The sequence below is a fragment of the Pantoea sp. WEP genome (assembly GCF_041678305.1).
Lineage (GTDB): Bacteria > Pseudomonadota > Gammaproteobacteria > Enterobacterales > Enterobacteriaceae > Pantoea > Pantoea dispersa.
Genome location: NZ_JBGNXB010000001.1, coordinates 4,081,738 through 4,097,032 on the forward strand (window position 1 = coordinate 4,081,738; position 15,295 = coordinate 4,097,032).

The 15,295-nt window shown below is 58.8% G+C and carries 13 protein-coding genes; 7 read left to right on the top strand and 6 right to left on the bottom strand.

Annotation, left to right across the window (positions count from 1 at the left end):
• The first annotated feature begins 2 nt into the window (after window positions 1-2).
• From rpoZ to recG, 4 genes are read left to right on the top strand one after another with little or no spacing between them, the layout of a single operon-like run.
• Window positions 3-278 (top strand): DNA-directed RNA polymerase subunit omega, encoded by a 276-nt coding sequence (gene rpoZ / locus ABVR31_RS19045; protein ID WP_021314198.1) that lies wholly within the window; start codon window positions 3-5, stop codon window positions 276-278.
• A 20-nt stretch (window positions 279-298) separates the two neighbouring features.
• Window positions 299-2,410 carry a bifunctional GTP diphosphokinase/guanosine-3',5'-bis pyrophosphate 3'-pyrophosphohydrolase gene (gene spoT, locus ABVR31_RS19050; protein ID WP_372773932.1) on the top strand — a complete coding sequence of 704 codons (2,112 nt, stop codon included), beginning with the start codon at window positions 299-301 and terminating at the stop codon, window positions 2,408-2,410.
• A gap of 3 nt (window positions 2,411-2,413) precedes the next feature.
• Complete coding sequence (gene trmH / locus ABVR31_RS19055) at window positions 2,414-3,109, top strand: tRNA (guanosine(18)-2'-O)-methyltransferase TrmH (protein WP_372773934.1); 696 nt, start codon at window positions 2,414-2,416, stop codon at window positions 3,107-3,109.
• Window positions 3,106-5,184, top strand: a complete 2,079-nt coding sequence (gene recG / locus ABVR31_RS19060) for an ATP-dependent DNA helicase RecG (protein WP_059011671.1) — start codon at window positions 3,106-3,108, stop codon at window positions 5,182-5,184. Before trmH ends, recG begins: the two co-directional genes overlap by 4 nt.
• On the opposite strand, the gene ABVR31_RS19065 is transcribed toward recG, so the two are convergent.
• Complete coding sequence (locus ABVR31_RS19065; protein WP_372773936.1) at window positions 5,181-5,666, bottom strand: MarR family winged helix-turn-helix transcriptional regulator; 486 nt, start codon at window positions 5,664-5,666, stop codon at window positions 5,181-5,183. The two genes, recG and ABVR31_RS19065, sit on opposite strands and share 4 nt — an antisense overlap.
• Window positions 5,667-5,735: 69 nt before the next feature.
• On the opposite strand from ABVR31_RS19065, the gene ABVR31_RS19070 reads away from it, so the two are divergent.
• From ABVR31_RS19070 to ABVR31_RS19080, 3 genes are all read left to right on the top strand, one after another.
• On the top strand, window positions 5,736-6,671 hold the full coding sequence (locus ABVR31_RS19070) for a zinc-binding alcohol dehydrogenase family protein (RefSeq protein ID WP_372773938.1): 936 nt from the start codon (window positions 5,736-5,738) through the stop codon (window positions 6,669-6,671).
• A gap of 90 nt (window positions 6,672-6,761) precedes the next feature.
• The gene (locus ABVR31_RS19075) at window positions 6,762-8,150 is read left to right on the top strand and encodes an NCS2 family protein (RefSeq protein ID WP_058759441.1); all 1,389 of its coding nucleotides are present in this window, start codon (window positions 6,762-6,764) and stop codon (window positions 8,148-8,150) included.
• A 122-nt stretch (window positions 8,151-8,272) separates the two neighbouring features.
• Window positions 8,273-9,952 (top strand): AsmA family protein, encoded by a 1,680-nt coding sequence (locus ABVR31_RS19080; RefSeq protein ID WP_058759453.1) that lies wholly within the window; start codon window positions 8,273-8,275, stop codon window positions 9,950-9,952.
• 163 nt (window positions 9,953-10,115) lie between these two features.
• Here ABVR31_RS19080 and fabY read toward each other — a convergent pair whose 3' ends face one another.
• The 5 genes from fabY to typA form a co-directional block, all read right to left on the bottom strand.
• Entirely contained in the window at window positions 10,116-11,063 is a 948-nt protein-coding gene (gene fabY / locus ABVR31_RS19085; RefSeq protein WP_021507112.1) for a fatty acid biosynthesis protein FabY, read from the bottom strand.
• Window positions 11,064-11,122: 59 nt separating this feature from the next.
• Window positions 11,123-11,560, bottom strand: a complete 438-nt coding sequence (gene dtd / locus ABVR31_RS19090; protein WP_021507113.1) for a D-aminoacyl-tRNA deacylase — start codon at window positions 11,558-11,560, stop codon at window positions 11,123-11,125.
• Complete coding sequence (locus ABVR31_RS19095; protein WP_021507114.1) at window positions 11,557-12,423, bottom strand: virulence factor BrkB family protein; 867 nt, start codon at window positions 12,421-12,423, stop codon at window positions 11,557-11,559. The genes dtd and ABVR31_RS19095 overlap by 4 nt, the downstream gene beginning before the upstream one ends.
• A gap of 6 nt (window positions 12,424-12,429) precedes the next feature.
• A complete protein-coding gene (gene yihX / locus ABVR31_RS19100; protein WP_021507115.1) occupies window positions 12,430-13,026 on the bottom strand; it encodes a glucose-1-phosphatase in 597 nt (198 codons plus the stop codon).
• Window positions 13,027-13,209: 183 nt separating this feature from the next.
• Window positions 13,210-15,030 carry a ribosome-dependent GTPase TypA gene (typA, locus tag ABVR31_RS19105; RefSeq protein ID WP_058759442.1) on the bottom strand — a complete coding sequence of 607 codons (1,821 nt, stop codon included), beginning with the start codon at window positions 15,028-15,030 and terminating at the stop codon, window positions 13,210-13,212.
• Between the last annotated feature and the right edge of the window lie 265 nt (window positions 15,031-15,295).

Below are 15,295 nucleotides of genomic sequence, written 5' to 3' on the forward strand. Positions count from 1 at the left end.
CTATGGCACGCGTAACCGTTCAGGACGCAGTAGAGAAAGTTGGTAACCGTTTTGACCTGGTGTTGGTCGCTGCACGTCGTGCACGTCAGATGCAGGTAGGCGGCAAAGATCCGCTGGTTCCGGAAGAGAACGATAAAGCCACCGTTATCGCCCTGCGCGAAATCGAAGAAGGCCTGATCACCAACCAGATTCTGGATGTCCGTGATCGTCAGGAACAGCAAGAGCAGGAAGCCGCTGAGTTACAAGCCGTTACCGCTATCGCTGAAGGTCGTCGTTAACAGCACTCTGCAGGTCAACCTTGTATCTGTTTGAAAGCCTCAATCAGCTGATTGAAAAATACTTGCCTGAGGAGCAAATCAAGCGCCTCAAGCAAGCTTACCTTGTCGCACGTGATGCCCACGAGGGCCAGACACGCTCCAGCGGCGAACCCTATATCACCCATCCCGTTGCGGTTGCCTGCATTCTGGCCGAGATGAAGCTCGACCACGAAACGCTGATGGCGGCGCTGCTGCATGATGTGATTGAGGATACGCCCGCCACCTATCAGGACATGGAACAGCTGTTCGGAAAAAGCGTGGCCGAGCTGGTGGAAGGCGTTTCCAAGCTCGATAAGCTGAAATTCCGCGACAAGAAAGAAGCGCAGGCTGAAAACTTCCGCAAAATGATCATGGCGATGGTGCAGGACATTCGCGTCATCCTGATCAAACTGGCTGACCGCACGCACAACATGCGCACGCTGGGCGCGCTGCGTCCGGATAAAAAACGGCGCATCGCGCTGGAAACGCTGGAGATTTACAGTCCTCTGGCGCACCGCCTTGGTATTCATCACCTGAAAACGGAACTGGAAGAGCTCGGCTTTGAAGCGCTCTACCCAAACCGTTTCCGCGTGATTAAAGAGGTGGTGAAAGCGGCGCGCGGTAACCGTAAAGAGATGATTCAGAAGATCCTGTCGGAAATCGACGGGCGTCTGCAGGAAGCCGGCATTCCGTGCCGCGTCAGCGGACGGGAAAAGCATCTCTATTCGATCTACCGCAAAATGCACCTGAAAGAGCAGCGATTTCACTCGATCATGGATATCTATGCCTTTCGCGTCATCGTGAAAGACCTTGATACCTGCTATCGCGTGCTCGGTCAGATGCACAGCCTGTACAAACCGCGTCCCGGACGCGTGAAAGATTACATCGCCATTCCCAAAGCCAACGGCTATCAGTCACTGCACACTTCGATGATCGGCCCGCACGGCGTGCCGGTTGAGGTGCAAATCCGTACCGAAGATATGGATCAGATGGCGGAGATGGGGGTGGCGGCCCACTGGGCTTATAAAGAAGCTGGCGAAAGCGGTACCACCGCGCAAATTCGCGCCCAGCGCTGGCTGCAAAGCCTGCTGGAGCTGCAGCAGAGCGCTGGCAGCTCGTTTGAATTCATCGAAAGCGTAAAATCCGATCTGTTCCCGGATGAGATCTACGTGTTTACGCCGGAAGGCCGCATCGTCGAACTGCCCGCGGGCGCCACGCCGGTGGATTTCGCCTATGCGGTGCACACCGATATCGGCCACGCCTGCGTCGGTGCGCGCGTCGATCGCCAGCCGTATCCGCTGTCGCAGGCGCTGACCAGCGGCCAGACGATTGAAATCATTACCGCACCTGGCGCCCGGCCAAATGCCGCGTGGCTCAACTTTGTGGTGAGCTCAAAAGCGCGTGCCAAAATTCGCCAGCTGCTGAAAAACCTCAAGCGCGAAGATTCCGTTAACCTCGGCCGTCGTCTGCTGAGCCACGCGCTCGGCGGGAGTAAAAAGCTGGCCGAAATTCCGGCGGAGAATATTCAGCAGGAGCTGGAGCGTATGAGGCTCTCCAGCATCGACGATCTGCTGGCGGAGATTGGCCTCGGCAATGCCATGAGCGTGGTGGTGGCGAAGAACCTGCTGCAATCCGATAGCGAACCGTCATCTGGCAGCAGTAAGCGCAGCAAAAAGCTGCCAATCAAGGGCGCTGATGGCGTGCTGATTACCTTCGCCAAGTGCTGCCGTCCCATCCCTGGCGACCCGATTGTCGCGCACGTCAGCCCCGGTAAAGGTCTGGTGGTGCATCACGAATCCTGCCGCAACATTCGCGGCTACCAGAAAGAACCGGAAAAATTCATGCCGGTTGAATGGGATAAAGTGACCGATCAGGAGTTTGTCGCCGAGATTAAGGTGGATATGTTTAATCACCAGGGCGCGCTGGCCAACCTGACCGCGGCAATCAATACCGCAGGTTCGAATATTCAAAGCCTCAATACCGAAGAGCGTGACGGCCGCGTTTACAGCGCCTTCATCCGCCTCACCGCGAACGATCGCGTCCATCTGGCCAATATCATGCGTAAAATCCGCGTGATGCCGGACGTGATTAAAGTTCACCGTAACCGTAATTAGTGCATGAACGCTCAACGTTTTGCTCGTATCCAGGAGATGCTGGCCATGCGCCAGCACGATCTCACCGTCTGCATGGAGCAGGTGCATAAGCCGCACAATGTCTCTGCGGTGATCCGCACCGCCGACGCCGTCGGCATCCACGAAGTGCACGCCGTATGGCCCAGCGTGCGTATGCGCACCATGGTGTCCGCGTCGGCGGGCAGTAACAGTTGGGTGAAGGTGAAAACCCATCGCCACATTGCTGATGCGGTGCGCCATCTGAAAGATCGCGGCATGCAGGTGCTGGCGACCCATCTGTCAGACAAAGCGGTCGATTTCCGCGAGATCGATTACACCAAACCGACCTGTATTTTGATGGGCCAGGAGAAAACCGGCATCACCGCTGAAGCGCTGGTGCTGGCCGACCGCGATATCATCATTCCGATGGTCGGTATGGTGCAGTCGCTGAATGTCTCCGTGGCCTCCGCGCTGATTCTGTATGAAGCCCAGCGCCAGCGGCAAAACGCCGGCATGTATCGCCGCCAGCATAGCCTGCTGGACGAGGATGAGCAGCAGCGCCTGCTGTTTGAGGGCGGTTATCCGGTGCTGGCGCGCGTAGCGAAGCAGAAAGGCCTGCCCTATCCGCACATCAACGCGCAGGGCGAAGTCGAAGCCGATGCCGCCTGGTGGGCCACCATGCAAGCGACGGGTAAAAAATGAAAGGCCGTCTGCTGGATGCCATTCCGCTCAGTACCCTGACCGGCGTCGGCGCCAGCCAGGCGGGTAAGCTGGCGAAACTCGGCCTGTTTACTATTCAGGATCTGCTGCTGCATCTGCCGCTGCGCTACGAAGACCGCACCCAGCTGTACAAAATTAACGATCTGCTGCCCGGCATCTGGGCGACAGTGGAAGGTGAAGTGCTGCACAGCGAAATCACCTTTGGCCGCCGTCGCATGCTGGTATGCCAGATCAGCGACGGCAGTGGCGTGCTGACGATGCGCTTCTTCAATTTCAACGCTGGCATGAAAAACAGCCTGGCGCCGGGCCGTCGCGTCACCGCTTATGGCGAGATCAAACGCGGTCAGCGCGGCGCCGAAATCATTCATCCGGAGTATCGCGTCCAGGGCGAGCTGGGTGGCGTTGAGCTGCAGGAAACCCTGACGCCGGTCTATCCCACCACCGAAGGTATTCGCCAGGCCACGCTGCGCAATCTCACCGATCAGGCACTGACGCTGCTGGAGAGCTGCCCGATTGCCGAGCTGCTGCCGCCGGAATTGAGCGGCGGTCTGATCAGCCTGCCGGAGGCGCTGCGCACCCTGCACCGGCCGCCGCCGGACCTGCGCCTGAGCGAGCTGGAAACCGGCCGTCATCCGGCGCAGAAGCGTCTGATCCTCGAAGAGCTGCTGGCGCACAATCTCAGCATGCTGGCGGTACGCGCCGGCGCGCAGCGCCATCACGCCCTGCCCATGCCGGCACGCCACGAACTGGTGGATAAACTGCTGGCCGCGCTGCCATTCTCCCCCACCGCGGCGCAGCGGCGCGTGGTTGCAGAGATTGAGCGCGATCTGGCGCACGACTTCCCGATGATGCGCCTGGTGCAGGGTGATGTCGGCTCCGGTAAAACGCTGGTGGCTGCGCTGGCGGCGCTGAATGTGATCGCCCACGGCAAGCAGGTAGCGCTGATGGCGCCGACCGAACTGCTGGCAGAACAGCACGCCAGTAATTTCCGCCAGTGGTTTGCGCCGCTTGGCGTGGAAGTTGGCTGGCTGGCAGGAAAGCAGAAAGGGAAAGCGCGCGAAGCGCAACAGGAGGCGATTGCCAGCGGTCAGGTGGCGATGGTGGTGGGCACGCACGCGCTGTTCCAGGAACAGGTGAAGTTCAACGGCATGGCGCTGGTGATCATTGATGAGCAGCACCGTTTCGGCGTGCATCAGCGGCTGGCGCTGTGGGAAAAAGGCGAAGAGCAGGGTTTCCATCCACATCAGCTGATCATGACCGCCACCCCGATTCCGCGCACCCTGGCGATGACGGCCTACGCCGATCTCGATACCTCAACCATTGACGAGCTGCCGCCGGGCCGTACGCCGGTGACCACGGTGGCAATTCCCGATACCCGCCGCAGCGACATCATCACCCGGGTGCAAAGCGCCTGCCACGAGGGCCGTCAGGCCTATTGGGTGTGTACGCTGATCGATGAATCCGACGTGCTGGAAGCGCAGGCGGCGGAAGCCACCTGGCAGGAGCTGAAAGTGGCGCTGCCGGACCTGCAGGTTGGTCTGGTACACGGGCGTATGAAGCCAGCGGAGAAACAGGCGGTAATGGCGGCATTCAAGGCCAACGAAATCCAGCTGCTGGTGGCCACCACGGTGATTGAGGTTGGCGTGGATGTGCCCAACGCCAGCCTGATGATCATCGAAAACCCGGAACGACTTGGTCTGGCGCAGCTGCATCAGCTGCGCGGACGCGTTGGCCGCGGTGCCGTCGCCTCACACTGCGTGCTGCTGTACAAAGCGCCGCTGAGTAAAACCGCGCAGAAACGCCTGCAGGTGCTGCGCGACAGCAACGACGGTTTTGTCATCGCCCAGCACGATCTGGAGATTCGCGGTCCGGGTGAATTGCTCGGCACGCGCCAGACCGGCAACGCCGAGTTTAAAGTTGCCGATTTACTGCGCGATCAAAGCATGATTCCGGAAGTTCAGCGCGTGGCGCGCCATATCCACCAGCATTATCCTGAACAGGCTCAGGCGCTGATCGAGCGCTGGCTGCCGGAAACCGAGCGCTACAGCCACGCTTAATCCAGCTGCGGCTGTCGATCCACCGCCATAAAATCGCCGACGAAGCGCTGTAACAGGCGCGTTAACTCAGCGCGTTCTTCGGCTGGCCAGCCAGCGAACAGCTGCTGATAGATCTGGGTGCGCGCCGCGTCGATTTTATCCGTCATCGCTTTTCCCGTCGCCGTGATCACCGCCTCATTAACCCGCTTGTCTCTGGCATTTTTCTGCCGCTGCGCCAGCCCCAGCTCTTCCAGCTTCGCCACCTGGCGGCTGACGGTGGTGTAATCGCGCCCGGCGCGATCCGCCAGCTCGACCACGCCGAGAGGACCAAAACGGCCAATCTGGATCAGCAGCGGAAACAGGGCGCGATCCAGCTGGACACCGGACTCTTTTATTAATAATTCATCGCGTTGCGGACGATTAAAGGTGCCGACGATCATCAGCAGCGCGTTATGCAAATCATCGAAGCCGGCATTATTATGTGTATTTTGCACGCTTTTCATTGACGTCATCCCAGAGCAGGCCTAATGTGTGCATATTACACATATTATCCGATGAACTGAAGGTGAAACATGAAAGCAGCCATTGTCAGTGCCGCAGGTGAGAAACCGGTATGGGGCGATTTCCCGCCACCGCAGGCCGATGAACAGCATGTGGTGGTGACGGTGAAGGCCGCCGCCATCAGCCAACTGGCGAAAGCGCGGGCCGCCGGCGCCCATTACAGCGCCGGTAGCCACTATCCGTTTATCGCCGGTATTGATGGCACCGGCACGCTGAGCAACGGCGATCCGGTCTATTTTCTCGCCTTTAGCGCACCGTGGGGCAGTATGGCGCAGCAGACCCGGGTGCCGGCTGCAGCGGTGGTTGCGCTGCCGCCGGCGCTTGATCCGCTGCTGGCTGCAGCAATCGCCAATCCCGGCATGTCCTCATGGGCCGCACTGACGCGTCGCGCGCAGTTTCAGGCGGGTGAAACCGTGCTGATCAACGGCGCAACCGGCACCTCCGGCGGGCTGGCGGTGCGTATTGCGCGTCACCTCGGTGCCGGGAAAATCATCGCCACCGGCCGTAACCGCGCGGTGCTCGAGCAGCTGCGCACGCAGGGCGCGGATATCATCCTGACGCTGGATGAACTGCCCGGCGCGCTGCCAGCGCTGATGCAGCAAGGCATTGATGTGGTGCTGGATTATCTGTGGGGCCAGAGTGCGCTCGACATCATGCATGCGGCCGTGGCCGGCGGTGAGAAAACGGTGCGCTTTGTGCAGATTGGCTCGCTCAGCGGGCAGGAGATCGCGCTGCACAGTAAACTGCTGCGCTCATCCGGGCTGACGCTGATGGGCAGCGGACTGGGCAGCGTCTCTGACAGCGAACTGATCGCCTGCATTGGTGAGATGCTGAACGCCGCCGCTGAAAGTGACTTCTCCATCGCTTTTCAGCAGCGTCCGCTGAGTGAGGTAGAGCAGGCGTGGCAGCAGGATGACAGCCGCTGCCGCACGGTGTTTACGCTCTAGATCAATCGCAACTAAAAGGGGCATTGCAAACGATTGCTTTCACAACGCAACCGTTTAAAATCGCCCCTTTGTTGTTATTGAGAAGCCACCATGTCCGTCAATACTGCTGAATCCCGCCAGCCTGCCACTGCGCCAGGCGAGAGCAAAAGTGAACTGATTTACCGTCTTGAAGATCGTCCGCCGCTGCCGCAAACGCTGTTTGCTGCCTGCCAGCATCTGCTGGCGATGTTTGTGGCGGTGATTACCCCGGCACTGCTGATCTGCCAGGCGCTCGGCTTGCCGGCACAGGATACGCAGCACATCATCAGCATGTCGCTGTTTGCTTCGGGCGTGGCGTCCATTCTGCAAATTAAAACCTGGGGACCGGTGGGTTCTGGCCTGCTGTCGATTCAGGGCACCAGCTTTAACTTTGTCACGCCGCTGATCATGGGCGGTATGGCGCTGAAAAACGGCGGTGCCGATGTGCCGACCATGATGGCAGCGCTGTTTGGTACCCTGATGGTGGCTTCCTGTACTGAGATGTTGCTGTCACGCGTGCTGCACCTCGCGCGCCGCATCATCACGCCGCTGGTGTCCGGCATTGTGGTGATGATTATCGGTCTGTCGCTGATTCAGGTCGGCCTGACCTCGATTGGCGGTGGCTTCGCCGCCATGAACGATCACAGCTTTGGGGCGCCGAAAAATCTGCTGCTGGCCGGTGCCGTGCTGGTGGTTATCATCCTGCTCAATCGCCAGCGCAACCCTTATCTGCGCGTCGCGTCGCTGGTGATCGCCATGGCGGTGGGTTATGCGCTGGCCTGGGCGCTGGATATGCTGCCCGCTACCTCAGCACCAACCAACCAGGGGCTGCTGGCCGTGCCGTCGCCGCTCTATTACGGCCTGGGTTTTGACTGGAATCTGCTGATCCCGCTGATGCTGGTGTTTATGGTGACCTCGCTGGAAACCATCGGCGATATTACCGCCACCTCCGATGTCTCCGAACAGCCGGTCAGCGGTCCGCTGTATATGAAGCGTCTGAAAGGCGGCGTACTGGCCAATGGTCTCAACTCGTTTGTGTCGGCGCTGTTCAACACCTTCCCTAACTCCTGCTTTGGTCAGAACAACGGGGTGATTCAGCTGACCGGCGTGGCCAGCCGCTACGTGGGCTTTGTGGTGGCGCTGATGCTGATCGTACTCGGCCTGTTCCCGGCGGTGAGCGGCTTTGTGCAGCATATTCCGGAACCGGTACTGGGCGGCGCCACCATCGTGATGTTTGGTACCATTGCCGCTTCTGGCGTGCGCATCGTGTCGCGCGAGCCGCTCAATCGCCGCGCCATTATGATCATCGCGCTGTCGCTGGCGGTGGGCCTCGGCGTATCGCAACAGCCGCTGATTCTGCAATTTGCCCCGGACTGGCTGAAAACCCTGCTGTCATCCGGCATCGCCGCCGGGGGTATCACCGCTATCGTGCTTAACCTCGTCTTTCCGCAGGAAAAGTAATGCTGCTGGCAGGCTACGGCCTGCCTGTTATTTATCCGCTTTTTCATCCAGGCTGTTGAGCTGTAACGGTAATTCAGGCATAACAACCACTCACCGGATAAATATCGGGATGGATGGATGCGATGAAATTTTTAGGCAAGTTTTTCCTTACCTTGTTACTGCTGATTCTGCTGGCGCTGGTGGTTCTCTATGTGCTGCTGCAAACCCAGTGGGGCGCAGGCTGGTTTAGCCGTTGGGTAAGCGATAAAACCGCCTGGCATCTGTCACTGAGTAAGATTGAGCACAACTTCTCCTCGCCTTCCCACATCATCCTGGATGACTTCAGCTTCGGCCACGACGGCCAGCCGGCGGTGCTGGTGGCGAAGCGCGTCGATCTCGGTCTGGCACTGGTGCAGTTCAGCGATCCGCTGCATTTCGACAGCATTGAAGTGCGCGACGGCGACATCAACCTCGCTAACCAGTCACCACAAACCACGCTGCCGATTCAGGCCAACCGGCTGCAGCTCAATAATGTGCAGATCGAAAGCCCGCACAGCGCCCTGCCGCTGGCGGCGCAGCGGGTCAACGGCGGCATTGTGCCGTGGAAGCCCACGCCAGACGATATGCTGGGCAGCGATGCGCAGTTCCAGATGAGCGCAGGTGCCATGACGCTGGACGGCGTCGCCGGTAATAACGTGCTGCTGCAGGGCAATATCGCCAAACGCCGGCTGGTGCTGAGCAATATCGGCGCCGATCTGGCGCGCGGCTCAATGACCGGACGTGCCGAGCGCGACGCGCAGGGTAACTGGCAAATCAACCAGCTGCGTCTTAACGATATCCGCCTGCAAACTCAGCAGAGCCTGAGCGAGTTCCTCAGTCCGCTGCGTGACGTGCCTTCGGTGAGCATCAACCGGCTGGATATGACCGATGCGCGCCTGCAGGGCCCGGACTGGGCGGTGACCGATCTCGATCTGACCCTGAAGAACATTACGCTGCGCGGCGATGACTGGCAGAGCGACGACGGTTCGCTGGCCATGAACGCCGGCAACTTTATTAACGGCAGCTTTGAACTCAACGATCCGATCGTCAACGCCGAATTCTCACCGCAGGGCATTCAGCTGACGCAGTTCAGCTCACGCTGGGTCAACGGCGTGATTCGCGCCAGCGGCAGCTGGACGCGCAGCGATAAGCGCCTGACGCTTGACGATTTAGCCATTGCCGGCCTGGAATACACGCTGCCGCAAAACTGGCGCGATCGCTGGCAGCAGACGCTGCCGGGCTGGCTGGATAGCGTGCTGGTGAAGCGTGCGACGGCTAACCGTAACCTGGTGATTGATATCAATCCGGCCTTCCCGTTCCAGATGACCGCGCTCGACGGTAATGCAGAAAATCTGCTGCTGGCGCGCCAGCATCAATGGGGCATCTGGGCGGGCAAAGCCAGCTTTAACGCGGCGGAAGCCACCTTTAACCGCACCGATTTGCGCCATCCGTCGATTAGCCTGAACGCCAGCGATCGGCAGATTGAGGTCAGCGAGATGAGCGCCTTTAACGGTAGCGGATTACTGGAAGGCACGGCAACCGCAGGACAGGAAGCACAGCGTCCGTTTACGCTGAACCTGAAAGGCCAGGCGGTACCGGCAAACGTGCTGCAAAACTGGGGCTGGCCTGCGCTGCCGCTGAGCGGTAGCAGTAATTTGCAGCTGCAGCTGAAGGGTTCGCTCAGCGCTGGCGCCCCGCTGCGTACCAGCGCAGAAGGCAGTTTGTCGGTGACGACGGATACGCAGTCGCTGCAGCAGACGATGCGTGGCGGGCAGGTGCAGTGATGATTGCATGACCGATCGCGCCGAAAAAGCGCGATGCGGGTCAGTTGCGCTTTTTTGGTCGCCATTAATGGCGCCCCTACAAAATCAATGCACCGTTTTTCCAGGGTGCGCATTCATGCGCACCGGGGTAATCGGATTAATTTTGTGGCTGCGCGCTGCGTGGTTAATTAATACGCGCGCCTGAACCGCCCTCTTCCAGCGGTCCGTCGGGATCGGCGGGTAACACGATGTAGACACCTTCAAACACCGCGCCCAGCTCATCATCCCCAAACAGCTCCACCTCCATCTGTACGCGTGCTTTTCGTCCGCGCGCCAGCCGGTCGAGATCGCCGCTCAGCGAGCCGAGATCGGCGATGGCGCCGGGCCGTCCGCTGATGGGTTTGCTGTAGCGAATATGTGCATCGGCCAGAATGATGGTGCCACCGAGATGGCGTTCGCGCAGCAGCAGCCAGATCAATCCCCAGCCGGTGAGCGTGGCGAGTGAAAACAGGCTGCCGGCAAACAGCGTGTGGTGCGGGTTCTGGTTGCCGGCTTCCGGCATGGTGGTAACAAACTTCTGCCCGGTATACTGCAGAATGCGCACGCCCATCTTTTCGCTCAGCGGGATGTGTTCGTACCACGCCTGCTGCAGCTGTCCACACCAGTCGGCACGATGCAGAATATCATCCAGCGTCACCACCGGTTTAATCATCAGGAAGTGACGCACCGGCGTGGTTTGCGGTGCAGTAATTTCGCCCTGATTGACAAAGCCGAGCTTGGCAAAGAACTCCACCGCATCCTCGCGCGCGCTACAGGTGACGCGTTTGGCCCCTTCCTGGCGCGCCACCGACTCCAGCGTCATCGCCACCAGCGTACCCAGCCCTTTGCCCTGCACCGACGGATGCACCGCCAGAAAGCGGATCGCCGCTTCATTTTCCGCATTGATATACAGCCGGCCTACCGCTACCGGTTTGCCGTGCTCATCCACCACCATCTGGTGATGCGCCAGCGCATCCCAGGCATCACGTTCTGAGCCCTGCGGCTGGCGCAGCGGCTTTCGTAACATTTCCCAGCGGAACTGGTAATACATATCCAGCTCTTCCGCCGTTTGCGGTACGCGAAGATGATACATAAAGTGATTCTCTCGTTCGGAGCTTGCGTGGCTGATCCCTTGCCGCTCGGCTAAAAATCTCACACCTGTAACCAGAAGGTCACCGGACCATCGTTAATCAGCGAAACCTGCATATTGGCGGCGAAGCGCCCGTTGGCGGTGGTGACGCCCAGCGCCCGGCAGCGATCGCTGAAGTCGTGATAGAGGCGCTCCGCTTCCGCCGGATGCGCGCCGCCAGAGAAAGAGGGACGCATGCCTTTTTGCGTGTCGGCCGCCAGGGTGAATTGCGAAACCACCAGCACGCTACCGCCTGTCTGCTGTACGCTGAGATTCATTTTGTCGTTCTCATCGCCAAAGATGCGGTAGCCCAGCACTTTCTCCGCCAGGCGCTGTGATTTCTGCTCGTCATCGCCCTTTTCTACCCCCAGCAGCACCAGCAGACCGGCGCCAATTTCGCCCACCGTGGCGTTATCCACGCTGACGCTGGCGCGCGTCACACGCTGAATCAAAGCAATCATGTTTCCTCTCGTTCTTTATCGCGTTCCTGCTGTTTTAACTGGCGATAGTCATCCAGCGTGACGGTCACTTCCGCGCCTAACAACACAATACACCAGGTCCAGTAAACCCACAGAAACAGGATGGGGATCACCGCCAGCACGCCGTAAATTAACTGATACGAAGGAAACATCGTAACATAGAGCGCGAAGCCTTTTTTGCCCAGCTCGAACAGCAGACCCGCGACCACCGCACCTATCAACGCATCGCGTCCCGGCACGCGCCGCGTCGGCACAATGCTGTACAGCAGCCAGAAGGCGAGAATGGAGAGAACCAGCGGGAAGATGCGCAGCGCCTGATCGATCAGGCTGGTGACGCCGGTCACGTTCACCCAGCGCAGCGACAGCAGATAGGAGCTGATAGCCAGACTGGCACCGGCCAGCAGCGGTCCCAGCGTCAGGATCATCCAGTAGACCGCAAAGGAGTAAACCATCGGGCGCGGCTTATCGCTGCGCCAGATGGCGTTGAGCGCGCTGTCGACCGAGTGCATTAGCAGCAGCGCCGTGACAATCAGCCCGACCGCCCCCACCGCCGTCATTTTGTTGACGTTGGCGACAAACTGATCGAGATAGCGCTGAATCACATCCCCGGCGGCTGGCATGAAGTTAGTGAAGATGAAGTTCTTCAGCTGCACGCTGATGTCCGAGAACACCGGGAAGGCGGCAAACAGCGCGAATACCACGGCAATCAGCGGCACCAGCGCCAGCAGCGACACGTAGGCCAGATTACCGGCCTGCGTGGTCATGTTGTCTTCATCAATGCGGCGCCACAGCAGTTTGATCCACAGGAAAAACGCATGCGCCGAGTGGCGCAGATGAGTTCGCATGGTCACTCAGCGACGGCTCGCAAACCAGTCAGGCACGGTTTTCGCATCTTCGACCAGCACGCTCTCAATGCCCAGCGCGCGCGCCGCATCAACATTGGCCTGGTTGTCATCAAAGAATACCGCCTGATCGGCGGTGAAGCCTTCATGCTCCAGTACGTAGTGCCAGATGCGCGCTTCTGGTTTGCGCATGCCGATATCCTGCGACATATAGATGTGGTCAGCAGCCTGCTGCACTTCCGGATACTGCGTTGGCCAGAACTCGAAATGCAGCTGGTTGGTGTTAGACAGAATCACCACGCGCTCGCCGCTGGCGCGCAGCTGGTTCATGATCGCCAGCGTTTCCGGACGCACGCCGACAAACACCGCCTGCCAGCCAGCGGTGAACTGCGGATAGCTCAGGGCAATATCGAGCTGGTCACACAGCCGGGCGGCAAACTCCGGGTCGCTGATTTCGCCCCGCTCGTGCTGCTCGAAGGTCTCGTCCATGCGAAAACGGCTCTGCAGCGTGGCAAGCGGCACGCGTCCCAGATCGCTCCAGACGCCGAGTACCCGATTGAAATCGATATCAACAATCACATTGCCTAAATCAAAGATGTACAGCATGACACCTCTCCTCTACGTTCCCTGGATCATTCACTCTAGCGGTAAAAGGCAAGCCTGAACAGGTACGCTTAGGGGAAATCCGCATTCCGCAAGCGGGGTCTGATTTCGTGCGGGTCGCGCTGCCTCAGACGGCAGGCAAAAAAAAGCCCCGCGGGTGCGGGGCTCATTATCAGACGATTTCGCTTACTCTTTGCTGCCGCGAGACGCGCGTTTGCGATCGTTCTCGGTCAGGTGGCGTTTACGAATACGTACTGACTGCGGCGTCACTTCTACCAGTTCGTCATCATCGATGAACTCGATAGCCTGCTCCAGCGTCATTTTCTGCGGTGGTACCAGGGTGGTCGCTTCGTCAGTACCTGACGCACGCATGTTGGTCAGTTTCTTACCGGTCAGGCAGTTTACGGTCAGGTCGTTAGAACGGCTGTGAATACCGATGATCTGGCCTTCATACACTTCCGCACCGTGACCGAGGAACAGCTTACCGCGATCCTGCAGGCCGAACAGGGCGAAGGCAACCGCTTTACCCTGACCGTTGGAGATCAGCACGCCGTTCTGACGCTGGCCCACTTCGCCCGGACGCACGTCGTCGTAGTGGCTGAAGGTGGAGTACAGCAGACCGGTACCGGAAGTCATGGTCATGAATTCGTTACGGAAGCCGATCAGACCACGGCTTGGGATCACGTAGTCGAGACGTACGCGGCCTTTACCATCCGGATCCATGTTTTTCAGGTCGCCTTTACGCTCACCCATCGCCTGCATCACTGAACCCTGATGGGTTTCTTCGATGTCGAGGGTAACGTTTTCGAATGGCTCCTGCTTGCGGCCTTCGAATTCACGGTAGATAACTTTCGGACGGGATACCGCCAGCTCGTAGCCTTCACGACGCATATTCTCGATCAGAACTGACAGGTGCAGCTCACCACGACCGGATACGCGGAATGCATCAGCATCTTCAGTTTCTTCTACGCGCAGCGCTACGTTGTGCACCAGCTCTTTGTTCAGACGCTCAAGGATCTGACGCGACGTCACAAACTTACCTTCTTTACCACAGAACGGTGAGGTGTTGACGTTGAAGAACATGGTTACGGTTGGCTCATCCACGCTCAGCGCTGGCAGCGCTTCCACATTCTGCGTGTCGCAGATGGTGTCGGAGATGTTCAGCTCGCCCAGACCGGTGATAGCGATGATGTCGCCCGCTTCAGCCAGGTCGGATTCAATACGCTCCAGACCCAGATGGCCCAGCACTTTACCGACTTTCGCGTTACGGGTTTTCCCTTCGCTGTCGATCACAGTAACCTGCTGGTTTGGCTTCACTTTACCGCGCTTGATGCGGCCGATACCGATTACGCCGAGGTAGTTGTTGTAGTCCAGCTGCGAGATCTGCATCTGCAGTGGGGCTTCAATTTCAACCTGCGGTGGAGAAACGTGGTCGACGATGGCCTGATACAGCGGGGTCATGTCGTCAGCCATGTCGGTGTGATCCAGACCGGCGATACCATTCAGCGCAGACGCATAAATGATCGGGAAATCGAGCTGCTCGTCAGTCGCGTCGAGGTTGACGAACAGGTCAAATACCTGGTCAACAACCCAGTCCGGACGCGCGCCGGGACGGTCAACTTTGTTGATGACTACAATCGGCTTCAAACCGTGGGCAAAGGCTTTCTTGGTTACGAAGCGGGTTTGCGGCATAGGGCCATCCATCGCGTCTACAACCAGCAGCACCGAATCCACCATGGACATGACGCGCTCAACTTCACCACCGAAGTCGGCGTGTCCCGGGGTATCAACGATGTTGATACGGTAGTCGTTCCATTTGATGGCGGTGTTTTTCGCGAGGATGGTAATCCCACGCTCTTTCTCCAAATCGTTGGAGTCCATCACGCGCTCAGTCGCTTCGGTACGGGCATCAAAAGTACCGGACTGTTGCAGCAGTTTGTCAACCAGGGTGGTCTTACCATGGTCAACGTGCGCGATGATGGCGATGTTACGCAAATTTTCGATCACAGCTTTGCCTCAGGCATTATAGAAATAACGCGGTATTGTACACGGATTAAGCGAAAGACTGAACATGATCACAGTTTTCGCCGAAAGATTCTCGCAGTGCGCGTTTTTAGCACCAATAACGGTGCATTAAGCTGCACTTTGATGGCGCTTTGCACCATTTGAGTGCTTACCCCTAAACTGACGGCACTATTTTGGTGCATTCCATCCACGCTGGTGCAGCCGTCGTCTCACCGCAGGGCGCATCACAGCGCCATTTTCACCATTG

Bases quoted from the DNA above. Each gene is read 5' to 3' on its own strand.
- rpoZ (WP_021314198.1), top strand. From the start codon at position 3: ATGGCACGCGTAACCGTTCAGGACGCAGTAGAGAAAGTTGGTAACCGT.
- trmH (WP_372773934.1), top strand. From the start codon at position 2,414: ATGAACGCTCAACGTTTTGCTCGTATCCAGGAGATGCTGGCCATGCGC.
- recG (WP_059011671.1), top strand. From the start codon at position 3,106: ATGAAAGGCCGTCTGCTGGATGCCATTCCGCTCAGTACCCTGACCGGC.
- ABVR31_RS19065 (WP_372773936.1), bottom strand. From the start codon at position 5,666: ATGAAAAGCGTGCAAAATACACATAATAATGCCGGCTTCGATGATTTG.
- ABVR31_RS19070 (WP_372773938.1), top strand. From the start codon at position 5,736: ATGAAAGCAGCCATTGTCAGTGCCGCAGGTGAGAAACCGGTATGGGGC.
- ABVR31_RS19075 (WP_058759441.1), top strand. From the start codon at position 6,762: ATGTCCGTCAATACTGCTGAATCCCGCCAGCCTGCCACTGCGCCAGGC.
- ABVR31_RS19080 (WP_058759453.1), top strand. From the start codon at position 8,273: ATGAAATTTTTAGGCAAGTTTTTCCTTACCTTGTTACTGCTGATTCTG.
- fabY (WP_021507112.1), bottom strand. From the start codon at position 11,063: ATGTATCATCTTCGCGTACCGCAAACGGCGGAAGAGCTGGATATGTAT.
- dtd (WP_021507113.1), bottom strand. From the start codon at position 11,560: ATGATTGCTTTGATTCAGCGTGTGACGCGCGCCAGCGTCAGCGTGGAT.
- ABVR31_RS19095 (WP_021507114.1), bottom strand. From the start codon at position 12,423: ATGCGAACTCATCTGCGCCACTCGGCGCATGCGTTTTTCCTGTGGATC.
- yihX (WP_021507115.1), bottom strand. From the start codon at position 13,026: ATGCTGTACATCTTTGATTTAGGCAATGTGATTGTTGATATCGATTTC.